The sequence below is a fragment of the Hymenobacter glaciei genome (assembly GCF_039539585.1).
In the GTDB taxonomy this organism is placed as follows: domain Bacteria; phylum Bacteroidota; class Bacteroidia; order Cytophagales; family Hymenobacteraceae; genus Hymenobacter; species Hymenobacter glaciei.
Genome location: NZ_BAABDK010000010.1, coordinates 288,554 through 312,579, shown reverse-complemented (window position 1 = coordinate 312,579; position 24,026 = coordinate 288,554). Strand labels below are relative to the sequence as shown.

21 protein-coding genes and 1 pseudogene are annotated in these 24,026 nt (G+C 59.8%); all 22 read right to left on the bottom strand.

Going from position 1 to position 24,026, the window contains the following annotated elements; genetic code table 11:
• Position 1: 1 nt before the first annotated feature.
• Positions 2–1,582, bottom strand: coding sequence for an ArnT family glycosyltransferase (locus ABD837_RS06095; RefSeq protein WP_345051603.1), 1,581 nt, complete (start codon positions 1,580–1,582; stop codon positions 2–4).
• Positions 1,583–1,747: 165 nt separating this feature from the next.
• Positions 1,748–2,965 (bottom strand): glycosyltransferase, encoded by a 1,218-nt coding sequence (locus ABD837_RS06090; protein WP_345051600.1) that lies wholly within the window; start codon positions 2,963–2,965, stop codon positions 1,748–1,750.
• Between the two features lie 76 nt (positions 2,966–3,041).
• Positions 3,042–3,953 (bottom strand): glycosyltransferase family 2 protein, encoded by a 912-nt coding sequence (locus ABD837_RS06085; RefSeq protein WP_345051598.1) that lies wholly within the window; start codon positions 3,951–3,953, stop codon positions 3,042–3,044.
• A 39-nt stretch (positions 3,954–3,992) separates the two neighbouring features.
• A complete protein-coding gene (locus ABD837_RS06080; RefSeq protein ID WP_345051596.1) occupies positions 3,993–4,571 on the bottom strand; it encodes an acyltransferase in 579 nt (192 codons plus the stop codon).
• 720 nt (positions 4,572–5,291) lie between these two features.
• Complete coding sequence (locus ABD837_RS06075) at positions 5,292–6,692, bottom strand: lipopolysaccharide biosynthesis protein (RefSeq protein WP_345051593.1); 1,401 nt, start codon at positions 6,690–6,692, stop codon at positions 5,292–5,294.
• A 60-nt stretch (positions 6,693–6,752) separates the two neighbouring features.
• The gene (locus tag ABD837_RS06070; protein ID WP_345051590.1) at positions 6,753–7,691 is read right to left on the bottom strand and encodes a glycosyltransferase; all 939 of its coding nucleotides are present in this window, start codon (positions 7,689–7,691) and stop codon (positions 6,753–6,755) included.
• 22 nt (positions 7,692–7,713) lie between these two features.
• The gene (locus ABD837_RS06065) at positions 7,714–8,868 is read right to left on the bottom strand and encodes a glycosyltransferase family 61 protein (RefSeq protein WP_345051587.1); all 1,155 of its coding nucleotides are present in this window, start codon (positions 8,866–8,868) and stop codon (positions 7,714–7,716) included.
• A gap of 87 nt (positions 8,869–8,955) precedes the next feature.
• Positions 8,956–10,080, bottom strand: a complete 1,125-nt coding sequence (gene gmd / locus ABD837_RS06060) for a GDP-mannose 4,6-dehydratase (RefSeq protein WP_345051584.1) — start codon at positions 10,078–10,080, stop codon at positions 8,956–8,958.
• A gap of 164 nt (positions 10,081–10,244) precedes the next feature.
• Entirely contained in the window at positions 10,245–11,240 is a 996-nt protein-coding gene (locus tag ABD837_RS06055) for a glycosyltransferase (protein ID WP_345051581.1), read from the bottom strand.
• Positions 11,241–11,392: 152 nt separating this feature from the next.
• Complete coding sequence (locus tag ABD837_RS06050; protein ID WP_345051578.1) at positions 11,393–12,172, bottom strand: methionyl-tRNA formyltransferase; 780 nt, start codon at positions 12,170–12,172, stop codon at positions 11,393–11,395.
• A 14-nt stretch (positions 12,173–12,186) separates the two neighbouring features.
• Positions 12,187–13,110: an NAD-dependent epimerase/dehydratase family protein gene (locus tag ABD837_RS06045; RefSeq protein WP_345051576.1), complete on the bottom strand. Its 924-nt coding sequence runs from the start codon at positions 13,108–13,110 to the stop codon at positions 12,187–12,189.
• 107 nt (positions 13,111–13,217) lie between these two features.
• Entirely contained in the window at positions 13,218–13,787 is a 570-nt protein-coding gene (locus ABD837_RS06040) for an acyltransferase (protein WP_345051574.1), read from the bottom strand.
• A 108-nt stretch (positions 13,788–13,895) separates the two neighbouring features.
• Positions 13,896–15,029 carry an aspartate aminotransferase family protein gene (locus tag ABD837_RS06035; RefSeq protein ID WP_345051571.1) on the bottom strand — a complete coding sequence of 378 codons (1,134 nt, stop codon included), beginning with the start codon at positions 15,027–15,029 and terminating at the stop codon, positions 13,896–13,898.
• Between the two features lie 35 nt (positions 15,030–15,064).
• Positions 15,065–15,211, bottom strand: a pseudogene (locus ABD837_RS24950) (DapH/DapD/GlmU-related protein); the annotation flags it as partial.
• Positions 15,212–15,598: 387 nt separating this feature from the next.
• Positions 15,599–16,639, bottom strand: a complete 1,041-nt coding sequence (locus ABD837_RS06025; protein WP_345051565.1) for a hypothetical protein — start codon at positions 16,637–16,639, stop codon at positions 15,599–15,601.
• Between the two features lie 47 nt (positions 16,640–16,686).
• The gene (locus ABD837_RS06020; RefSeq protein ID WP_345051562.1) at positions 16,687–17,619 is read right to left on the bottom strand and encodes an NAD-dependent epimerase/dehydratase family protein; all 933 of its coding nucleotides are present in this window, start codon (positions 17,617–17,619) and stop codon (positions 16,687–16,689) included.
• Between the two features lie 8 nt (positions 17,620–17,627).
• Positions 17,628–18,788, bottom strand: coding sequence for a DegT/DnrJ/EryC1/StrS family aminotransferase (locus ABD837_RS06015; protein WP_345051559.1), 1,161 nt, complete (start codon positions 18,786–18,788; stop codon positions 17,628–17,630).
• 214 nt (positions 18,789–19,002) lie between these two features.
• Positions 19,003–20,511: a DUF6056 family protein gene (locus ABD837_RS06010; protein WP_345051557.1), complete on the bottom strand. Its 1,509-nt coding sequence runs from the start codon at positions 20,509–20,511 to the stop codon at positions 19,003–19,005.
• A gap of 107 nt (positions 20,512–20,618) precedes the next feature.
• Complete coding sequence (locus tag ABD837_RS06005) at positions 20,619–21,551, bottom strand: glycosyltransferase family 2 protein (protein ID WP_345051554.1); 933 nt, start codon at positions 21,549–21,551, stop codon at positions 20,619–20,621.
• Between the two features lie 10 nt (positions 21,552–21,561).
• Positions 21,562–22,665, bottom strand: coding sequence for a DegT/DnrJ/EryC1/StrS family aminotransferase (locus ABD837_RS06000; protein ID WP_345051552.1), 1,104 nt, complete (start codon positions 22,663–22,665; stop codon positions 21,562–21,564).
• A gap of 9 nt (positions 22,666–22,674) precedes the next feature.
• Positions 22,675–23,622 (bottom strand): GNAT family protein, encoded by a 948-nt coding sequence (locus ABD837_RS05995; RefSeq protein WP_345051550.1) that lies wholly within the window; start codon positions 23,620–23,622, stop codon positions 22,675–22,677.
• Positions 23,604–24,026, bottom strand: a complete 423-nt coding sequence (locus tag ABD837_RS05990; RefSeq protein WP_345051546.1) for a sugar 3,4-ketoisomerase — start codon at positions 24,024–24,026, stop codon at positions 23,604–23,606. The genes ABD837_RS05995 and ABD837_RS05990 overlap by 19 nt, the downstream gene beginning before the upstream one ends.

Below are 24,026 nucleotides of genomic sequence, written 5' to 3'. Positions count from 1 at the left end.
TTTACGCAGCTTCGGCCGGAAGAGGTTGGGCTGGGGCCAGGCGGCGGCCCAGCAGGCGGTCGGCCAGCGCGCCCAGCAGCACGGCCGCGGGCAGTAGCATCAGAATGTCGGCCTGCAACAGGTAGCGCATCTCCAGGTTACGCATCAAAAAACACACGAAGAACACCATCCCCCCGGAGAACAGGGCGATGGGCCACATGGCCGGCTCGCGACGGTGCACCCACAGGGCCAGCACACCCAGCAGCAGCAGCAGGCTGCGGTAGCCAAACAGCACCCGGATGGCCAAGTCCTTGGCCCCGCCCATGCTGGCGGCTGTGCTCGACTTGAAGAAGGCTTTGAACAGGTTGGAGCCCGGCACGCGCAGCCAGTAGCTCACGGAGTGCTGGCGGGCGTAGCTCCGGCGCAGCCCCCGGAACCCCGCTGCTATCTCGGCGTTGCAGTTGTGGTTGCGAAAGTGCAAGTAAGTCGAGTCGTGCATCATGTAAGCGGTGTCGCGGTACACGGTGTAGATGCTGCGGTATATCGACTGGCCGTTGGTGCCGGTGATGGGCAGGTTGGCGGCAGCAGCGGCCTTTTCTTTCTCAAGACCATAGTGGGTGCTATTGGCGGCCTCGCGCTGCATGAAGAAGCTGGAGCCGCACTGCCGGGCCATGGTAATGAGTTCCTGAGCGCGGGCAGCTTCGGTGACATTAGCAAAGACGCCAGCGGGAAAGGCAATGGGGCCGTCGCCTTCGGCAATTTTCTCAATCCAGGGGTTTTCATCGTTGGTCCAGGCGTGCACCCAGCTGCGGTACTCGTCCAGGTCTTCTTTGTGGCTGGCGTAGCCGGCGGTCTTGGGCTTGATGAGCTCGATGCGGTGGTAGCTGAGGTAGTTGCGGATGGGCCACAGTGCATACAGGGCCGTGAAGCCCAGGCCCACCAACACGGCAGCGGTCCAGGCCTGGCGGTGGGCCAGGCCCCCTTTTTTCCACATCACCCACAGCAGCACGATGGGCAGAAACAAGCCCAGGTACTCACGCGTGAACAAGCCCACGGCCACCAGCAGCCCTAGCCCAAAAGCCGCCCGGCCGCTGCCCGAGTACCGCAGCATAAAGTAGAAAAGCAGCAGCATCACATCCGTGGCCATCAGTTCGGTGTACGTCATGGGTACCCAGAAAATGATGAACGGGTACGACGCGTACAGCGCCGCCCCCACCCACGGCGCACAGCGCGAGCGCGGGGCCAGCCGCCGCACAATGGCGAATACCAGCAGCACCGCCAGCGAATCGAGCACCACCTGCGACCACGCCGTGGCATAAATGGCGCGCACCGGCCCGAAAATCAGGTAGTGTAGGCCGTAGAACAGCGGGTAGCCCGGCAGCCGCCCAAACGCCGCATCGGGCTCCAGAAAATCAAAAGTGTAGTGGCCCTTGTCAATCAGGTTTTCGGCCGCCCACATGTAGGAAGTGGCATCGCCGAAGGAGTAGCACAGCGGCGCGGGCATGCCGTAGTACACCGGCGCGCCGTACACCGTGAACAGTGCTCGCAGCACGAACGCGGCCAGTACCAGCGCCAGCAAGCCCTGTTTAGCAGATATTTTCATGTAGTCAGGTAAGCAGGTCGTCGGATTCAAGCAGCCAGCAACAAGACAATAGTGGGCAGGCAATCAAAAATCATTTGACGCCCCGCCCCTGCTTGCGTATATCTGGCCACTTATGTAAAGGCCAAAGTTACGCGGCAACCCCTGCTTTGCGCACCCGGCCCGGCACTAAGCCGCGCTGCCCACCGGCAACAAGGCCGCGTAGGCCTCGCGGGCGCGGGCACTGCTGCGATGGCGCAAGGCTAGCTCGTGGATGCGCGTGCGGTAGTCGGGTACAGCCAGCAGGATACTGAGGCGGGCCAGCGCGGCGGCCACGCTGCCGGGCCGGGTCACGTCGAACACAGCCCCGCCCTCTTCGGCTTCGATGATGGCCGAGTCGTCGCCCACGCCGGGCGTCACGAGCACGGGCAGGCCGCTGGCCCAGTATTCGCCGATTTTGATGGCCGAGCAAAACAGCCGGCAGGGCGCGGGCCGAATGGGCGCAAACGCGAAGTCGGCGGCCGAGAGGTAGTCGGCCACTTCGGCGTGCGGAGCTTTGGTGACGAAGGCCTGTTCGGCGCTTAGCCCCACGGCGGCCAGCTTGCGGCGCACCTCGGCTTCGGGCTGGGGCGTGAGCACGATGAGGCGAAAGCCCGGCCCGAAATGGTCGGCCGCCGCCCGAAACAGCGCAAAGGCCTCCTCGTCGTAATAGATATCGCCGAACTTGCCTACATAAATGCCCACCATGGCCTCGGGGCCCGGGTAGCCCAGGCGCTGACGCACCCGCTGGCGCGCGGCGGCATCGAAGGCAAACGCCGTGGCATCCACCGAGCAGGGCACCGTGACGATGCGGCGGGCGGGCACGCCTTCGGTGATGAGTTGGCGACGGTAGTTTTCGGCCACTGGCATCAGGCCCTGGGCCAGCTGCTTCTGACGCGTTTCCCAGTGCCGTTGGAACAGGTAGCGAGGGTCGTAAGCCTTCCATACCCCCGACTCGCGCATGTAGTCGGCGTGCGGCTCGAAGGACTCGACGTAGAACGGCAGCTTGGTTTTTTGCCACACCAGGTAGGCCAACGCGCCGGCCGGCGCGCCCCGGCCGATAATAAAGTCGGCCCGAAACTCGGCGGCCTGCCGAATCAGCTCTTTCGGAAAGCGCGTGAAATCCTCCATCTTGTTGAGGATGACATTGCGGCCCGGCTTCGAGCGCAGCGGCTCGAACGAGATTTTGGGCGTGGCATAGCCCGGCGCGAACGTGAGCGCAGCCTGGGCCTCGGCCCCGCGCTCGATGGTGACGAGGCGAATGGCTTCCACGTCGGGCCGCTCCTGCAGCAAGCGCAGGTGCGGAAACACGGTTGAGGTGGTCAGGCCGTCGTTCAGGCCCCAGTAGCTTAAAAAAAGAATGCGCATAGCGTCGGTGACAAAGCAGGAAAGCGAATGGTTGCGGGCAGGCAAGTAGGCGGGCGGCCCGTGGCAGCGGCAGGTATTAGGCGCGCTGCTTTTTCAGCCAGCCCACCACGCCGGGGCCCACCACGCAGCGGGCCAGCAGCACCGCCGCCTGCGCCGCCGGTAGGTGCGGGGCCGCCAGCCGCGCAAAACGCAGCGACTCGGCCCGGTACCCGTCGGCGTAGGCATGAATGGCGCACAGGTAATACACCCGCCCCGTGAGCACGCCGCGCTGGGCGGCCGAAAGCTGCACGCGGGTCAGCATCCAGCCCAGGGCCAGCTGCAGGCGGCGCACCAGGGCCGTGTTGTCTGAGCGCATCGAGCGCTGGTCGTGGTCGTTCATGGTCAGCGTCACGGCATTCACTAGGTAGATGCGGTCGTGCTGGGTGTTTTCGAGCATGAACATCCAGTCCTCCACCGCCGCGTAGCTGCGGTCTTCCTCGAAGCGGCGCAGGCCCGGGTTCTGGCGGCGCACGCAGATGTTGCAGGCCAGGGCGTTGCCGCGCACAAACGTGTCGAGCCCGTACCAGCCTTCGGGCAGGGCAGCGGTGTCGCTGGGTGCCACCACGCCGTCGCGGTCGAAGTCGTACTTCGTGGCGATGAAATTGGGCTGGTTTAGCTCCTGGATTTTGGCATGCAGCGTGGCCAGGTGGTTGGCGTGGAACCGGTCGTCGGAGTCGAGAAACAGCACGTACTCGCCCTGCGCGCGGGCCAGGCCGTAGTTGCGGGCCACGCCGCGCTCGGCGTTTTCCTTGGGGTAGTAGCGCAGGCGCGGGTCGGCGTAGCGGCCCACCACCTCGGCAGTGTTGTCCTTGCTGCCGTCGTCCACCACCAGTATTTCCAGGTGCGGAAAGGTTTGGGCCAGCACCGAATCGAGGGTGGCACCGATGAAGCCCGCTCGGTTGTAGGTGGGGATGACAACAGAAAAAAACAATGTCACGGGTTGGTTCATGGCGCAAAGGTAGGGGCTGTTGCCAGCCGCCCCTGCTTCTCACCACTTCACATTGCGCCGCACTATCTGCGCTGGATTACCCGCTAATAGAACATTTTCCTCGGTGAACGCATGTTTAACAACCGAGTTGCTCGCTACAACGCAGCCGTTTGGAATAACCACACCTTTATACACGCTCACGCGGTTGCCAATCCAGACCCGGTCGCCAACAACTATTTCGGGTGGTCCACTGGGGCGCTGGCCTTTGTAAGAAAGTGTGTGAAAATCCTCGTCTAAGAACTGGCACTCCCACGATATAGCACAGTGCTGGCCAATGCGCAGCCCGTGTTTAATCACAAACTGGGAACGCGGGTTGATGTACGTTCCGTCACCGATATCAACAGTAGCATCTGGGCCGATATCGACACGACAGCCGCGGCCAATGGCAACATCACCATTTATCTGCATTTTGCCTTGTACATCAAGCGAAGTTGGCTCAGTCCCGTCGATGGCCCCACAACTCAGGAGCAGGTTGAGGACGCCCCCGTCTGTGCTAATGTTTCGCAGCCCTTTAATGCGCGTCTTCGGGTGCGACAAAACATTGACTCCTTGCCATTTTCGCCAAGAGTAGCTCACCATGGCGGGGAACGCAGAAGTGTGGTTGGCGCGGCATGTGCGGTAAACTCCTTTAACGGAATGGAGCTTTTTCGACAGCCATTGAATTGGACCTGGCATAATTTGACCGGGGTATATGTGGACTATACTCCCGGCTTACTAACGAAGCGTTGCCCATTCCTGATGCCTTTTTCAACCATCAACTAGCCGTATACCAATCAACAATTCGTCGCCCACTTCCCGGCACTGGCGTGGGTAGCTGGAGCATTAAGCCTGTAAGCGCACGACGTGCAGCCCTTTACCTGGCTTGGGTGCGAGCCAGGTTTTGCCAGGCAATTTAATCTGCTTTATCGGCTGCGCCGTAAGCCGCCCGGCGCTATTGCCATGCGTTATTTGGCGCGAGCGGCGAGCCGATGCGTAGCACCAACCACCCGTTACGGGCCGCTCTGAATGCGTGCAAAGCACTTCACAGGCCCTGGAGAACTCGGCTCAGATAGCCGGGAGCATGCGAACGTGGCTTCACCAGTGGGCTAGCGGTGCGCACCAGGTTCCGTACAAGACAAGCAAGCCGTTTAGGTTGCGAAAAAAGGGGCGGCCGGCAGTGGCACCATGGTGGGCGGCCCCTGCCCGTTGTTAGGACGCAGTAAAACGGAACGTTTCTTTTTAAATCCATGCCCTACTAACGAAGCCCCGCAAGCCAAGGGCCCGCGGGGCTTTGTCGTTTCGTGCCGGGTTCGGGCCAACCTATTGCAACAGCATTTCGGCCCCCATCCGGAGGCCTTTCAGCACCACCAGCGTGGTGCCCACAATGGCCACCGTGCGCAGGCCAATGCGATACACTGGCAGCTTCAGCAACGACAGTACCTGCAGGTCGATGATGAACGTGGCCAGCAGGCTGAACAGGCCAAACAGCATCAGGGCCGTATTCAGGCTGTGCATGAGCAGGCCAATGCCCAGGCCGGCAGCCCGGGCAGCCAGCAGGGCAATGTTGCTCCAGAGAATGTAGCGCTGCTTGCCCATCACAGTGTAGATGGGCCCGGTGGCCTGCGACATCAGCTTAAACACGTAGTAATACCCCAGGTAGCCGGTATACACGCCGGCCATTTCCCAGCGCGCCCCGAACACGAACTTGAACAACAGGTCGCCGTACACGGTGATGACGCCAAACGGCAACAGCCCCAGGTACAGCAGCTTGTAGTACAAACTCAGCGTCATGCCGGGCAGGCGCTCGGGCTCGTTCTGCTGGGTTTCGGCCGCCTTCTGCCAGAACACGGGCACGATGGCATTGCCAATCAGGTTGATGGGGATTTCGAGCAAGCCCACCGAAAACGAGTAAAGCCCCACCGGGGTCGAGCCGAAACTCGCGTTGAGGGTGTAGATGGGAAGCTGCGTGGAAAGCACGCTGATGAAGCTGGCGGGCAAAAAATACAGCGGAAACTCCTTGAACTCCATCGCAATGGCCCGGATATCAACCCAGCGGGCCGTGCGCCACAGCGCCCCGAACGAGTGTCGAATGCTGCCGGCCGCTAGAGTAATGGTGCTGGTGAGGCGGTTGAAAAACTCGCCTAGCAGCAGGCCGGCCACGCTGCCGCCCATCCACCAGCCGTAGCCGATGGTGGCCCCGCGCCCCACCAGCGCCGTGGTCACTTCCACGCTGCTGCGCTTCAGGAACTGCTTGTCGCGCATGTACCAGCTGCTCATAATGCTGTTCAGATTGAAGAGCAGCAGCACCACGGGCAGCGTGTAGAACAAGTTGCCCAACGCTTCTACGTTTAGCCAATGCAGCACGTGGTTGCCGCCCAGCACGAGCGCACCCACCAGCAGCAGGCAGGTGGCAAACGTGAGCGCCACCGTGAGCTGCACCAGCGACAAAAATTTCTCTTGGGTTTTGGGCAGCAGAAATGCTGCCGTGTATCCCAGCGTAGTCACCATGCTCAGGTTGCCAGCCAGCGAGCTGAACACGGCAAACTGCCCGTACGCGGCCGGCGGGTAAATGCGCGACATTACCGGCGAGAGCAAAAAGCCCAGGGCCGTCACCGCTGCCGAACCCGACAGCGTCACGGCAAAATTCTGCGCGAACGAGCCTTTCCGCAGCAGCGGAGCGATAATATTCTGCTTAAATCGTTGGATGGGTTGCTGAAGCAAACTCGTAAACTAAGGCCCGGTGACTGATGCTTGAACTAGCGGCTTGCCCAGGCGAATGGGCTAATAAATAAAGTCGAGCTTGCGCACGGCGTTCTGCGCCGCCATAAACTCGTCGCACACCCGGTACACAGCATCGAGCGGGTCTTCGCCCGGCGTGGGCACGTAGCCGGTCGGAAACACTTCCGGGTTTTGCACCTGCGCCCAGCCCATGCGGTCGAAAAAAGCCCGCTTGGCCGGCCGCATCGGACGCTTGGCCTGCTCCACGAGGTCGCGCACTACCTGCGCGGGGTTGCGGGGCTTGGGCTTGAGGTAGAAGCCGCTGATGCGCTGGTATTCCAACTCGCGCGCTTTGTTGGCCATCTGATTGAAGTTACCTTCGGGGTGGCTCACGTGCATGCTCATCACGGCCGTGCACCAGGCCATTTTCGCCCCCGAGGTGCTAATGCGGTACAGAAAATCCAGGTCCGGAAACTTGGTGTTGGTGTAGAGCAGCCCCGTCAGGGGCAGCGCCGAGCGGCGAATCATCAGCGGCAGGCCAATCATCCAGAAAGGCTGCTTGGTTTCGAGCCACAGCTGGAAATCGCGGGCCGGCTGCTCCTTCACCACGGCGTAGGTCAGGTCTTCAATCTGGGTGGAAGCGTTGTAGCCGTTGATGGCCGCAACCTGCGGGTTGGCGAGGGCAAAGTCGGTTACGGCCCGAATTACGGGGTACGCAAAAGCGTCGTCGTCCGAGATAAACTTTATCATCTCGCCCCGGGCCATCATAATGGCCTTGTTGAAACCGTGGGCCTCGCCCCGGTCGGGCTCTGATACAAACTGCTGAATGCGCCCAGCCGCGAAGTGTCCCTGCAGGTAGTCCACGGTGCCATCGGTGCTGCCGCCATCGGTTACCACGATTTCTTCGTCGGGTTGCCGGGCAGCCATCAGGCGCTCCAGCGTGTGCCGCAGGTACCGCGACTTGTTGAAGGTGGTAATGATGTAGGTAAGACGGTATTGCATTAGGCTGATAACTGATTGAAAATTAAACGCTGGCGCTGCAGATGCGGCGCACCACCTGCTCGACCAGTACGGGGTCAGCCGTGATGTCGGCGTAATTGTGCTCTACTTCCGGTGGCGAACCCAGCGCCGACGGCACCAGCGAGTAGTGCACGCCAATACTGTCGGCCATCGATAAGTAGCTGGGGTTTACGTAAGTATTGCTCATCATTTCGATGGCGTGGGTACCGGGCGTCATGAACAGGATATTGGTCATGTTGGCCCCATGAATCCCGATGAATACCGCCGCTTCGTACATGGTACACACCTGCTCCACGAAGCTCATCTCCTCGAAATAGATGGTTTCGAAGCCGTAGCCCTGCAACACGGCTAACACTTCGGACTCGTTGGTAAGTTGCCGCCAACTCTGGCGACTGCGCGACACGTAGAGGCGCCGGCTGGCCCGGCGGGCGGGGTCGAGGCTGCTAGCCAAATGTTGCATAACGGCTTCGCGCACTTCGCGTACCAGCGAAGGCAACATGTATCCGTGGCGGCCGGGGCGGGCCGCCACCCACAGGTCGGCCACGGGGGCCAGTTCGCCGGGTGCCAGCACGTAGGTATGCCGAAAACCCAGCGCCGCAACGGTATTGGCCACGTACTCGGGCGTTTTGGGGCCAGGCAGCAGCAGCACGCAGTCAGGCTGCACTTTGCGTAGCAGCGCCAGCCGGGGCAGCACCTCGGCAATCCAGTGAAAGTAGTTGCCCGACCAACTATCGAAAGCCAGCCCAACTGGCCCGGCGGCCAGTTGCGGCACCGGCTGGCGGCGCAACTGGCGCAGCATAAATAAGCCAGCCAGTTCCATTTCCATCCAGGGCTGCGGCAGGCTGGGCAAAAACACCCGCAACCCTTTCAGTACCGAGCCATGCCAAGCTACCCGGGCGTGTCGCAGTCGGTACACCACTTGCCGGAAGTTCGGCTGGATTTCCGAAAAAATCTCGGCAAACCCGGCCAAAAACACCGGTGGCACCATGTCGGCGTTGAAGGGCTGCGGCAGGCGGGCATCCGAGGGTGCCGGGGCAATTTCAACTTCCTCGGCCACCAGCGGCGTGCTCAGGGCCTGCCCGGCCCGGCCCAGGGTGCGGTCGACTATTTTTTTGGTGCGTTGCCACCAGGTGGGGCGCGGCAGCGGCGCGGTAGCCATGGCGAGTGCAATAAGAGCCCCAACCACCCGGCACAGGGGCCGGCCGGTTGGGGCTGGGGGTTAAATCAAAAAGAGGAGCAGCCGCGCTTATTGGTGCTGCTCGTGCTGCCACGACACCTTGTGGCCGCCTTTCAGCAGGTAGGCTTCGCGCTTAAACAGGTCCACATCGGCCCGCATCATATCCTGTACCAAGGCTGGCAGGTCGTACTTGGGCTCCCAGCCCAGCTTCTCCTTGCACTTGGTGGGGTCGCCGATGAGCAGTTCTACTTCGGTGGGGCGGAAGTAGGCCTTGTCGACGCGGCACACCACGGTGCCCGTTGCCACTTTGTATTCGGGGTTGGTACACGCCACCACCCGGCCAATTTCCTGCACGCCTTCGCCTTCGAAAGCAACTTCAATGCCTACTTCGCCAAAGGCCATGCGCACAAAGTCGCGCACGGTAGTAGTAACACCGGTAGCAATTACGAAGTCTTCCGGCTCGTCCTGCTGCAGAATGCGCCACATGGCTTCCACGTAGTCTTTGGCGTGGCCCCAGTCGCGCTTGGCGTCGAGGTTGCCTAGGGCAATATCGTCGCGCATGCCCATGGCAATCTGGGCCACGCCGCGGGTGATTTTACGGGTTACGAAGGTTTCGCCGCGCAACGGGCTTTCGTGGTTGAACAGGATGCCGTTGCAGGCGAACATGCCGTAGGCTTCGCGGTAGTTTACCGTAATCCAGTAGCCGTAAAGCTTGGCCACGGCGTAAGGTGAACGGGGGTAGAAAGGCGTGGTTTCGCGCTGGGGCACTTCCTGCACCAAGCCATAAAGCTCTGACGTGCTGGCCTGATAAATCTTGGTTTTCTTGGTGAGACCCAGCAAACGTACAGCCTCCAGAATGCGCAGCGTACCTACGCCATCCACGTCGGCCACGTACTCAGGCGCATCGAAGGAAACCTTCACGTGCGACATGGCCCCGAGGTTGTAAATCTCATCGGGCTGTACTTCCTGAATGATACGAATCAGGTTGGTCGAGTCGGTCAGGTCGCCGTAGTGGTTGGTCAGGCGGGGGTTCTTACGGCCGTGGTCGTCGGCCAGCAGGTGGTCGATGCGGTCGGTGTTGAAGAGCGAAGAACGACGCTTGATGCCGTGGACGTCATAGCCTTTTTCAAGCAAAAATTCGGTGAGGTAAGCGCCGTCCTGGCCCGTAATACCGGTAATGAGTGCTACTTTCATGTAAATTAATTGGTGCGGCTGAAGTGATTATTGCGGCTGGCGCGTGAGTACCGTCGGATGAGCCGCGTCGGGAAACTTGCGAATATATAGAGGCCAAGGAAGCTAGGGTGCAGTCCTTGTGCCACGCAAAGTTAACAGGTAGGAGCCAATCCGGGTCGGGCGTTCTATGCGTCCAGCGCTTTGGTAATGGGCTGGTCACGGTGCAGAAACTCTAGGGGGTGCTGCTCGTTGTAGGCCTTCATAAAGTTGTCACAGATGCGGAAAGCCGCTCCCAATGGGTCTTCGCCGGGTGCCGGCTGGTAACCGCTCGGAATCTTCTCGAAGCCTTCGTATTGCTTCATTTTTAGTGTTTCGAACAGCAACCGCTTAGCAGGACGAATGGGAGCCTTCAGTGATTCCACCCAGCCCGATTTGTGGCGGGCAAAGTCGAGGAAAGAGTCGCTGATACCTTTGTCGTAATAAAAGCGCATGCGATTCGACTCCAGCACACTGGTGTTGCGGCCCTTACCTTGGTTCATTACCCGGAAATTGCTCTGCGGGTTCTCAATTCGCATGCTCAAAATGTGCGAGCACCAGGCAATATTGACGTTGAGACTGGTAATTCGGTAGGTGAATTCTGTGTCCATCTGCACCACGCCAGTATTGAACAGGCCTGTGAGCGAGAGCGAAGTGCGGCGAATCAGCAAGGGTAGACCAATCATCCACACCACTTCCTTGTGGCTGAGCCAGCGCCGAAAATTGTCGGCAACGTCCTCATACAGCGTTACGCTGCTTAAATCTTCAAGCAGTAACAACCCAGTATGGCCTGTAGCCACATCCACGGCAGGATGTTCCACCATAAAATTGGCAGCCTGGCGAATAGCAGGGTAGCAAAAAGCGTCGTCGTCGGTAATGATTTTAACGAATTGCCCACGCGCCATTAGCATGGCTTTGTTGAAGCCGTGCGATTCGCCTTTGTCGCGCTCCGACACAAATTGCTGGATGTGCCCAGCTTCGTGAAGGCCACGCAGGTAATCGGGCGTGCCGTCTTTGCTACCGCCATCGGTTACCACAATCTCCTCATCGGGCAGCCGTGCGGCGACGAGCCGCTCGAGCACCTGTTTCAGGTACGGCAGTTTGTTGTAGGTAGTGACGACGTAGGATATTTTATAATTGCTCATGCACTTTGTTGGTTAATAAGCATCTGCTTAGCGTATTTCAGCTATTTTCTGTACGCTTCTGTTATTGCTGAATATACCTGTATGCCTTACGACGTACAGGGCCCCACGTTGGTTGCTACCGCCAGATAAGCCGAGTTCCAAAACGCTATTTATTATTCAGACTGAGGCTGAATAGTGGGCATGATGGTATAACGACGGCCAGCTATTTGCATCCAAGGGTACGAAATTGGCTCGAATGTAGTAGCCCGGATGAAGCGCTCGATTTGGTCGCGGCTCCAGCTTAGGTCAACCTCTAAGCCATTGGGTTCTTCAAACTTGTAGTAATTGCTCTGGCCGTGTTGGGGGCTGCGTGGCAGCGGCTTTTGCTGGATGAAATATTCCAGGGTACGCTCAAAAGCTATGGTCCCCACTTCTACACAGCGCATATACAAGGTACGGGCAGTATCGGTGGGCAGTACCGGCAGCCAGTCCTCAAAAACAACGTCTCCGGTGTCTACGCCCTCGTCAATGTAATGTGTTGTGACACATGTTTTTTCTTCGCCGTTGAGAATGATATGCGTAACAACGAACCGTCCCTGATACTGTGGCAAATGGCCGTAGTGGAAATTAATAATTTCCATCCCAGGCAAGTCAACTAAAGCCCTGGGAATGATGCGGTCGCAGAACACATTCAGAATTGTGTCAATATTGAGCTCCTTGAACCGAGCCACTACCGCTGACGATTTAAGTGAGGACGCTTCAAATACCTCGAAGCCCAATTGGCGAGCATGGTCCAGCAACTTGGGGTTCCAGTCGGAGCCCTCGGTACCGTCCTGCCGTAGGCACATTACAAAATGTACATTAAACTGGTCCCGGTAGCGATTCAATATCTCCAGGCACCGGTAGCCAAGAATACGCCCGCCCATAAACACAACATTACGCTTAGGTCCCATTGATTTACAAGCGGTTATAATAATTCTTTATAATAAGCAACGGTAGTCGCAATGCCTTGTTCGAAATCAGTAAATTTAAAATCGGGGAAAACCTGCCGGAAGCGGGTGTCATCCATCACCTTCTTCAATACTCCGTCGGGTTTAGCAAGGTCATAGTGTACAGCACCATCGTAGCCAACGATACGCTGAATCATCCCCGCCAGTTCGCGGATACTCAGGCCGGTATTCTGGGCGACATTCAATGGATGTTGTAGACCACTGTTTTGCGGGTTCAGGCAAATTTCTACCATGATTCGCGCCAGGTCGGGGGCGAAAATCCACTCCCGGATGGCCGCGCCCGAACCCCAGATGACAACTGGCTGGCCGGTACGCCGGGCGGTGAGAAAGCGAGAAATCAGCGCGTCAAGCGCAGCTGTCTGGTTAGGGTCGGTTGAATCGTGGGGGCCGTACATATTCGGCACGAGCAACGATATACTACGAATACCGTGGCTTTGCGCAAAGCTCTCGCCAGCGGCCCAGGCCAGTCGCCGCGTCGCCGCAAATGGCAAAACGGTGGAATGAACCGGGCCATCCTGCCAGGTTTCTTCACTCATAGTCTCAGCGTTGGCCGGAAACACACAGTTAGCAAGTGGATGCACGATAATAGCTTGCGGGCATACCTGGGCCATGGCCTCGTAGACCGACAACGCCATGCGCGAATTGTCGAGCATAACCGCTGAAGCATTTTCGGTTACATAGTTGAAGCTCCCTACATGCGCGGCGCAATGCAGAACCACGTCCGGACACGTATTGCGTAGGAAGTCAGCCGTCTGCTCGACGCTACGCAAATCGACCCCATTGCCACGCGAGGCACCTGCAAACGCAATTCCGGCTTGTGTAAGCGCGTCGGCTACGTTTTTACCTAAGAAACCTGTGTGGCCAAGTAAAGCTACTTGCATAGAATGTACGAACTAGGTTAGTTATCTGCCTGCCTCCTACTGAAAGCACGACAAGCCCGGCAGGCACAAGCCTGAGTGACTATTGGCTAATGAATACCCCTTCTCGACTAATAGCCGAGACGCTTGGCATATTCGAGCATCTTTTCGCGCGGCCGCACTTTAATGGGCTTGGCTGGCACTCCCACATATATAGTCCAGGGTTCGGTGTCTTCCGTGACCAAGGCGCACGCGCCAATAACACAGCCTTCGCCCAACGTCACGTTGGGCATAATAACGACATTGGTGCCGACCCCAGAGAATCGCCCGCAGCGAATGATGCCGAAATCGACAGTATCCCGAAACTCATCCGGAACGGTCACACTGGTAAAGCCGTCGCCCATAAAACGGTCAGAGCCGCAAATCAGGCGGCTGCCGGCCGCAATAGTCACGAAGTCTTCGACAATCAAGGTGCTCTTACTACCCCCAATAATGGTCAGATAAGGTGAGAGGTGTACGTAATTGCCAATCTCCGCGGCCGTAGTCAGGTACACACCGGAGTCGATGGCTACGTGGCTCTTGACCGATACCAAATGGGGCCGACGAATTTCCACGGCAGCGCTGATGAATACATCTTCACCGCACGCTTGGAGTAACGATTTATCGTATTGCCCGGAGATAGAGCCTGCTGATTCGGTCATGTGCGAAAAACAAAAAACTATAGAAAAGATAATTCGTCAGCCGCAACGATTTTAAGCATCACTCGGCTGAGCCGTGCGCCAGCAGCCGGCTGAACCCCGGCTGCTAATTTAAAGTGGTCCCAGCTGGCGAGCGGTCTGCCCGAAACGCCGGGCTACGTCCTGCATGTCCTCTGAGGTGTAACGCTGGTCGAGCGGCAGGCACATGATGCGAGCCGAAAGATGGTAGGAAGAAGCAAACTCGTTAGTGTCGATGGCTTCGGGCAGTGGCCATAGCACCGGGCAATACAACTGCTCCCGCACCAGTGCGCGGCGCAAATCATCACGCAACGGCGGGCTTACCAATACCGGAAAGGCAAAAGGAGACGCTCCAGCGGGCAATGTGGTATACAATGGAGTAGCCCAACGGGCAAGGTCTGAGTGCTGCCAAGCCTCGGCCAGTGCTGCGAAGTTTAGCCGGCGCTGTGCACGTGCGGCGGTTAAGTCCTGCGCAGCAAGTACTGGAGCAGACCACGGCGAGGCTGGGTAAGGAACTCCGCTGGCATCGAGAAGCTTTTCGGCCTGGCTAAACATAGTCATGAACAAACCTTCCGCTTCGGGCGGGCCACCAGCACCGTGCAGAAACTCCCACCGCAACAGCTTGGCGAGCGTGCGCTGCCGACCAAACGCCTCGGCGGCAAGGTCAGGAGCGAGGCTAGCATTGGAACCTAAACTGCTCGGGTTCTTTATGCGCAGCAACGCGCCATCGGGTACAGGCAGGTATTTGCGCAAGCTGCTTACCACTGCGTCGCCGAGGCGGCCAGCGGGAGCATCGTCTCCTTCTAAGACCGAGCCGTGGGTAGCATCCTCGATGATGAAACAGCCATACTTCCGCGCATCGTCGATGGCCTGTTGCTCATCAGGCAGCAGCGGCATACCAAAATAGTTGATGAACAGCAGGCCCACCGGCTGGTAGCGCGTTATCTGTGCTTGCAGGTGGGCGACATCGATGCGGGCATCGTCGTTGATGCGGTAAAACTGCACGGGGCATCCCAACTCGTCAAAGGGCTGCTTTACACTTTCGCAGAGGTAAGACGGCAGCAGCCAGGTACCTGTCGGGCGGCTCGTAGCGGCAGCGTAGCGAATTGCCCCCCGCCCGCTGCGCAGCCACTGCTGTCGAGCATCGGCACGCAGGCCTAACGGCAGTGTGGCGCTGCTAGCCAGCGCTACAGGGTCAAGCTCAAATTCTCCACCGATTGACTTCATGCTGCAGACGGGCTAGGCGGAGTGAGGTACTGGCTTACCTGAGCAGGCTGGCCTTTCACGATGGCATAGGGAGGAACGTCGCGCGTGACAATGGCCCCCGCTCCGACCACGGCGTGGTGCCCGATGGTAACGCCAGGCATCACGATGGCATTTGCTCCAATCCAGACATGGTCTTCGATGACAATCGGGGCGGTGCACACCAACTTTTCTTTAACCAATTCAAAATCAGCCAACTCCGACATGTTAGGACCCGATTCCGGAATGAGCGAAATGTTAGCTGCCAACGCGCAATTGGCTCCGATAGTGACCAGCGGCTGGTAAGAGTCATACACAAATAAGCCCGCGTTAATGGTCGTTTTGGGACCAACAGCCACATTGCTCAGACGGTAGAGGTTCTCCCGGGTTTTATTGTCGGGATGATGAATAGCGAGCCAGCGCACATTCTTAATGTGCAACTCGGTGCAGAGTGCGCGCAGGTCGTCGGTGCTGAGGTCGGCCCAGTCGAAGAGAATGCGGAGGGCCGTAGCAGATTGCAACGCAGGGGGCATGGGCAAGATGAAAAGCTGGGCCTAAGCCTCGGGGTGTAAGCGGTATTTCAGAAAGAAGCGCACATCGGCCAATTCGGGATGGCGCACCACGGCCTCATTCACCAAAGCGGTGAGTCGTTCCTGGTCGTGCGCCAGGCATCCCATGGTCAGGGGCGTGAGGTCGTGGGCAAATTTGCGTTTGAAGCGCAGCAATGGGTCGTCGTCGCTGGCTGTATTGCCACCTCCCATAATCAGCCATTTCCCCCCGGCCCGGCCCAGAGCCTGCGCGATAGTGAAGAGCAGAAACTCGTTGGCCCCCTGTACGGGCTGTTGGCCGCTGGCAGCGGCAAAGTAGTAGCTAGCCAGTGGGTGCTCAATCACGAGCGAGAGCGAGGCCCACTGCCCTTCATATTTCACTACATATACCTGAAAAAAGTTGGATTGCGCGGCCCGCTGCAACAGCTCGGCTGGGTAAAACCATTTTTTGTCAGCCCCAATGCGCTGGAGCGAGGCATAATAGAACTGCACGAAGGCATCCCACTCAGTGGCTTTGTCCAGCATCTCGTAGGTACAGTCGCGCTGGCCACGCTTCACGCTACTACGGCACTTGGTCTGGAAAGAGGCTAATTGCGCAGCGTCATCGGCATGGCATTCGGCCACTACAATATCCTTGGCCGGAATCACCCGCAGTTGCTGGGCATCGGTGAAGTGGTCAACGTTGTTAAGCAAGGGGTTGAATCGTACTACTTCAGCCACAATGCCCGCCGTACGGCAGTGCTCGGCATAGCTGGCGAGTGCGACGCGGCCAAACTCGGCATCGCTTCCTTCCGTCACTACCGGTCCGGCGTAGCCGATAAAAGGCTCTATGTCGAAGCCCATATGGCCGTGAGGCAGCGGGTTCATGACGTAGGAGTGCAGAAAGGCATGGCCTGCATCGTCGGTAATTAACACCGAATACCAACCTTGGTCGTAGAGAACCGTCAGCACTTCCGGATGATGGAAGGCATCGAGCTTCGTGAAATCAAAGTAGTCGGTGGCGGCCTCAGGGTAAGCGCCCTGTGCTGTTTGGAGTCGAAGCGCCATAGTCAGGTCTCGGCGGCTTCGCTGCTGGAAGTCCGCCTGCTGGGTTCTTAGTAAGGGAAAACCGATTCGTAATACTTGACTGTTTCAGCAATGCCTTCCTCGAAATCCGTAAACTTGAACTCGGGGAACACCTGCCGGAAGCGGGTGTCGTCCATTACTTTCTTGGGGGCACCGTCGGGCTTGGTCGCATCCCAGGTCAGCTTGCCCTTGTAATTGAATTTCGACTGGATGATGTCGACTAGTGCTTTCACGCTTAGACCGTCGTTCTGCGCCACGTTCAACGGGGCCTGTAAGCCGGGGCGGCTGGGCTGCTGAATTACTTCCCACACCATGCGGCCAAAGTCGGGGGCATACAACCACTCACGGATGGCCACGCCGGTACCCCAGATGGGCAGCTCGGCCTGGCTGGTGTGCTCAGCTTTCACGAATTTCGAAATCAACGCGTTCAGGGCGTGGGCCTTGTTGGGGTCGGTCGAATCGTAAGGGCCATACATGTTGGGCGTGAGCAGGTGAATGCTCTTCACGCCAAACTGCAGCTCAAAGCACTCGGCGGCGGCCCACAGCAGGCGGCGGCTGGTGCCGTAGCTCAGCACCGAGCGGTGCAGGTGGCCGTTCCACCACTCGTCTTCGCGGAAGATGTCGGCAGCGGCGGGGTAGGCGCAGTTGGCAATGGGGTTGATAACCAAAGCCTGTGGGCAGGCATTGGCCACACCTTCATACATACCCAGAATCATGCGCGAGTTGTCGGCCACCACAGTCGCCGCTTTCTCGGTTACATAATTGAGGCTGCCTACGTGGGCAGCGCAGTTCACCACGAAATCGGGCTGATGCTCGGCCAGAAAGGCCGTAGCGGCAGCTGGGTCGCGCAGGTCGAGGCCGGTGCTCAGCGAGGCTTCGATGGGCTCGACGCCGTGCTGGCGCAGAACATTGGCCACGTTGCGGCCAGCGAAGCCACGGGCTCCAAACAATACTACTTTCATATTCGGAATTACCAGCCTTGCTTAATGACGTCAACTACATAAGCGGCTTGTTCAGCGCTCAGGTCGTCGTGCAGGGGAATGTGAATTTGGGTGGCGTCGAAACGGCGCTGGTTAGTAAGCTCCATGCGGCGGCCGCCGAACAGGGTGTTGTGGTCAATGCCGTCGTGTACGACTGATACGGCAACGCCTTTGCCACGAATGGCGCGAATGAACTCCAGGCGGTTTTCGACGTGGAAGCCGAACAGCCAGTGGGCGCTTTCGCGGTCGGTTTTGTGCTCGAAGTGGGTGATGCCGGCCACGCCGCGCAGGCCGTCGAGGTACTGCTGCACGCGGGCGCGGCGCTGCACCATGCGCTCGGCAAAGCCGTCGAGGTTGGCCAGGCCGAGGGCGGCGGCATAGTCGCTCAGGTGGTATTTGTAGCCCACGTCGACCAGGTCGTAGTCGCGCTCGCCCAGTTCATTAACCGGCGAGTTGGCGCGGTCGATGCCGAACCAGCGGCGGCGGAACACCTCGCGGGCTTTCGCGGGGTCGCGGGCGCAGAGCGCACCGCCGTCGCCGGTGGTGAGGTGCTTGATAGCCTGAAATGAGAAGCAGGTATAGTCGGAAATCGAACCAATGGGCTGGCCCTGGTAGGTAGCGCCCGGTGAGTGGGCGGCGTCCTCAATCACGACCAAGCCGTGCTTGGTGGCAATGGCCATAATCTCGTTCATGTCGCACGGGTAACCACCCCAGTGCACGGCCATAATGGCCTTGGTGCGGGGCGTGATGCGGTGCTCAATGTCAGCCGGGTCGATGTTGCCATTGCCGTATTGGATATCGGCAAAGACTGGCTTGGCACCGACCTGCACCACTGTCAGGGCGGAGGCAATAAAGGTCTGGGGGGAAAGAATCACCTCGTCGCCGGGGCCCACGCCGGCCACTTCCAGGGCCAGGTGCAGGGCACTGGTGCCGCTATTGAGGGCCGCGGGGTGCACCATGCCCAACTCAGCACTGAGACGGCTTTCGAACTCCTTCACCAGCTTGCCTTCGCTGAGGAAAGTGCTGGTCAGCACGGCGCTCACGCGCTGTTGGGCCGAGGCATTGACGAAGGTGGTGAAGAGCGGAATGGGGTTGCCGCCGGGAGGCGTCGAGGCGCCGGGAGTCTGGGTAAATGCCGAAATGTCAGCCATAAGGATAATGCAAATGCGGCCGCAAAGGTAAGGCCGCCCCAGCATTTACCTATTCATCTGCAGCCAGCAAATAGATAAATGATTAGTATAGTGCTGCTTATACGACCCACGCACCTCTCCTTTCCCGGCCGGAAATCGTTTCCATACGTCAGGCCACTTTACGAGGTTGGCAAGCGCCGCGCAATCCACCACCTGGGCTGGTCGATGCTACCTTTTAGTCGTCGGCGGAGGCCTGATATGAACGGGGCGGACGCCCTCGGCCACCGGGCCCGGTCCAAGCAGTGCGCAGGCCGAAATACCGGGCGTAATCCTGGTTCAGGCCGAACGTGCTGTCGGTAGTCAGGTCGTGGTAGAGCAGCATGGGCGGGCGGCCCGTGAGGGGCAACGCCGGTACCTGGAGCGACTGAGTAGAAGCTGTGCGGAGGAGCTGATAGCGGGTTTGGAGGGCTTCGTTGTAGCGGGCGGCGCTGCCGCTCAGCCAGTCGCGGTAGGCCAGCACAACGTTGTTGCTTTCCCGGCCCAGGTCGCGGTGGGCAACGCGCACGTTATGGTCGCTGAAAAAGCTGATTAGAAACCAGCCCCACAGCAGCCCGCTGGCCAAGCGGGGCCACGCGCGGCGTGCCACCAGTTGCTGCTGCCAGGCTTGCCGGCGGGTAACTACCAACGCAACCAATACGGCGGCAAACCATCCTACCAGAAACACCAGGTACACGCTGGCCCGGGCCCGGGGCGGCATCAGCCCTGCGGTGGCCCAGTAGCTGGGCAGCGCAGCTAACGGCAGCAGGGCCAGCAGCAAGCCCAGCGCCAGCAACAGTTGCCGGGGGCGCAGGGTGTGCAACAGGCGCAGCGCCGGCAGCCCCGCGGCAACCAACCGCGCCAGCACCGGCAGGGCAATAGCAGTAGTGGCCAACAGCACTCCGCTGCTCAGCCAGTTCAGCAGCATATAGACTGAGGCGCCCACGGGCCCCAGCAGCAGTACAAGGGGGGGCACTTCTACCGCAATGAGGTCAGCGCGGGCCATGTTGCCCGGGGCCAGCAGCGACACCGCCAGGGCCAGGGCATACCAAGTTGTAAGGGCCAGCAGTGCTGTCCGGCGGGGACTGCCCCGCCACCATTGCCACAGTGCAAGCCCAGCTATCACGGCCATTAGCGGCAGGGCAACAATTTCGTTCGACCACAGCACACAGGTACCCAGCGCGGCTACCAGCGTCAGCCATACCGGCCGGGCTGTAGGTGCGGCCAGCCAGTAGCGCACCAGTGCGGCCAGCCACCCCACCAGCACCGCCGTGGGCACTGTGTACACAGCTAGTCCGTTGAACCAGTACACCGACTCGGCTATGCTGGGGTTTTGCAGCAACCACAACGCCAGTAGTAACCCGGCGGCCAACAGCCGAGCCGGCCAACGCCACGCTGGGCCGACCAGAACGCTCACAAGCCAGTACAAGCTGGCGCCCAGCAACAACAGCGCCCCCGCCGGAGCCATTCCGTACCAGGACAGGTGGTGCGACGTCAGGGGGCTGGCCTCCATGAGCAACACGGAGGTAAACAGTCTGCCCGTCAGGTTCAAGTATAGGTCGCGCTGAATTCCCCAGAACCCGAAGGCCTGCCGCTGCACCGCGTCGGTGAAATCGTCGGCGCCCGGGTGGCTGTAGTAGCAGAGCACCACAAACGGCAGCAGCATAAGGAAAACAAGCAGGCCCGCGAGCCGTTGCTGATTGCGCATGAAGGGCAATTAAACAGAATAAACCATTAGAAGGAAAAGCCGATAAGTAAACCGGCTCGGTAACTCCCCTCCTACCCAAGATAGCGCTTACCGGTTGCCGCAGGTTGCTATTGCTCGAATACCTCGCGCACCACGTAAAGCGGGCGCTGCCGGGCGGCATCGAGCCCGCGCCACACATACTCGCCAATAACCCCAAGCGCAATCATTTGAAAAGCAGAAACAACGAGCATAACGACCATCAAGGTAGTCCAGCCCGCAGGCTCGTTGGGGTGGGTAATTTTGAGCAGGATGACATACAGGCCGTAGAGCAGCGCGATGGCGCCCAGCCCCAAGCCCAGCCCCGAAATAGCCCGAATGGGAACAAAGGAAAAGGCCATCAACGAGTCGATGAAGAGCTTAACTTTTTTGCTCAGCGTCCAGCGCGAGCGGCCCACTTCGCGCCGGCGACGGGTGTAGGGAATGTTGACGTAGGCGAAGCCCAGCCACACCATCAGGTAAAACACGTTGGAGTTGCGCTCGTGAAGCTTGAGCACTTCGGTAGCCACCTGACGGTCAAAAAACACGAAGTCGAACCCGCCGGGCGGAATATTTTGCAGGGCCAGCTTTCGCATCAGCCAATGAAACAGCTGGGCCAACAGTGCATTCAGGCCGGTTTCTTCGCGGTTCTGGCGATTGCCGATGACGAGCTTAAAGCCTTGTTGCCAATGCGCGTACATCTGGGGCAGCAGTTCGGGAGGGTCCTGCAAATCGGCGGTAATAACGGCTAGGCAGTCGCCGGTGGCGTGGGCCATGCCGGCCACAATGGCATTGTAGGACCCCACATTGCCAGCCAAATCCACAATGCGGATGCGGCCGGGGTACTCGGCCTGCGCCCGCCGCAGCGCCCCTAAGGTATCGTCGCCTGAGCCATCGTTCACGCAGACGTACTCGAAGCTAACCTCGGCCGGAAACTGGGCTTCGTTGGTCACCAGCTCGCGCACCGTTACGGGGATGTTGGCCTCGTTGTAGTAGCAGGGAATGATGACGGAGAGCTTGGGCATAGCCACAATATTAAGCCCTAAAGGCCCGAATGGCGGCTGCCACGGCTGCTACCTGCTCTTCCGTCATGCCCGGCCACAGCGGCAGGCTCAGGCAGGTGGCGGCCAGCTCTTCGGCAATGGGGAAGCCACTGGCAGGCAACTGCAAGCCTTGATAGGCGGGCTGGCGGTAGGGCGGCACAGGATAATGCACCAAGGTGCCGATGCCCTGCGCCGCAAGGTGTTGCTGCAGGGCCCCGCGCCTGCTATGGTGCACCACGTAGAGGTGGTATACGTGGGTGGCGCCCGAAGCCGTTTGTGGTAGCCGCAAGCCGTCAATACCGCTCAGGTGCTGGTGGTACCAGGCGGCAAGCTGCTGGCGCTGGACTGTCCAAGTAGCCAAGTGCGGCAGCTTCACGCGTAGCAGTGCCGCCTGCAGCTCGTCGAGCCGGGAGTTGTAGCCGATTTCCTCGTTGTGGTATTTCTGGGCCGAGCCGTAGTTGCGCAGCACCTGCACGCGCCGGGCCAGGGCTTCGCTGGCCGTTGTGAGGGCCCCGGCGTCGCCGAGGGCTCCCAGGTTTTTGCCGGGGTAAAAGCTAGTCGCGTTGAGGTGGCCGAAGCTGCCCGTTAGCTGCCCGTCGAAGGCTGCGCCGTGCGCTTGGGCATTGTCCTCCACTACATACAGCCCATACTGCGCAGCCAAAGCCATAATGGCCGGCATGCAGCAGGCCTGCCCGTACAAATGCACCGGAATAATGGCCCGGGTGCGGGGCGTGATGGCGGCCGCAACGGCAGCCGGGTCGAGGTTACTGGTGGCCGGGTCGGGCTCGACGGGTACCAACGTTGCGCCGACCTGCGTTACGGCCAGCCAGGTGGCGATATAGGTATTGGAAGGCACGATTACCTCGTCGCCCGGCCCTACGTTCAGCGCGCGCAGGGCCAGCACCAGCGCATCAAGACCGTTGGCTAGGCCCACCGCGTACGGCACCTGGTTCCAGGCCGCATATTCCAGCTCGAATTGCCGCACCTCTTCTCCCAGCACGTACCAATACGAGTCGTGCACCCGTGTAAAGGCGGCAGTCAACTCAGCCCGCAACGGGGCATGCTGGGGTTCCAACGACAAAAAAGGCAGCTGCATGCGGCAAAGTTAACCGCCGTGGCATGCCAGCACGTGCGTGGTAGCCCCGAGGCGGAAGCCCAGCTTTTCGGCATTGCGCAATACGGCGCGGTTGGTGGCCTGCGTAGTCATGACCACGGCGGTGTGCTCCAACTGCCTGGCCCGCAGCAGTGTAGCCGCCAACAACCGGGCGTGCCATCCCCGCTGGGTCTCCCCTACTGCCGTAAGCAATACCCGCGAAAGCGGCTTTCCCAGCGCGGCCGAATCCTCCCACAAGTCGCTGATGGCCAAGAAGGCATCAACTTCTTCCGGCACTACATCGGGCACTAGCACGGCAGCCGCCAGCTGCGGGCCAGTCAGGGTGTTTTCGGCGTAGCGGGCCAAGTAAGCATCGGCTCTTGCCTGGCCATACCACGGGTCGGCATGAAACCGGTCGTAGGGATTGCGGGCCGCCGCCGCTACGCGGCCCAGGTGCGCGGCCTCGGCTGGCGCAGCCAGGCGTACGGGAGGTGGCGTACACTCGAATCCGGCAAGCTGGTCGTGGTAGTACGTCAACCGGGTTTCAATTAGCCGCCAGCCGCCCCCCGTCAGGCCCTGCAACAGGGCCACATCTTCGGCGGGCACTTGGGCAAAGCAGTAAAAGGCAGCGTGGCGCTGCGACATCTGCTGGCGTAACACTTCCGCCGCCTGCTTTATTGCAGCTGGGGTTGTCGCTTCCGCAAACAGGCCGGTGAACAGGCGATACGTAGGCGTACCGAAGTAGGCGGAATCCCAGGCAAGCGCCCGCAACAGCCACGTCACCTCCTTAGTTGGCAGCAACTCAGCACCGACCTGCTCCTGCCAGGCAAGGGCCAGCCCGGTACCGAACAAGCGCTGCTGGTCAGCAGCTGGGAATTGCCGCAAAAAGTGGTAGGGCGAGTGGAATGCCAATGCTGCCGCGCGGGCCACCACAAGCTGGCCTAGTTCCGGAGTGCCCATTGCTGCCGGAATTCGTCGTAATCGCGAATGTAATCCACCTCATCGAATGGCCCCGATGCTAGTACCAGTTGCACCGCCGTGTGCGAATGCTGGATGGTATGCCAGGCATTTGGCGGCACGTACAACCCTTCGTTGGGATGCTCCAACCGGAAGGTTTGCAGCTCGCCCGTAGCTAGTTCAGTAATGACCGTGAGGCGGCCAGCCACAGCTACCAGCACCTGCTCGGTGCGGTGGTGAGCGTGGCGCCCCCGCACAATGCTTTCGGGGGTGTAATAAGTCCAGAAAACCCGCTGCACCACGAAGGGCAGCGGGTTTTGCAGAGGGTCGCAAACCGAAATGTACCCAATATCCGGTGCGCCCAGTTTCGGAAAATGAATCAGGTGTGGCGCCGGATAGTCGGTCAT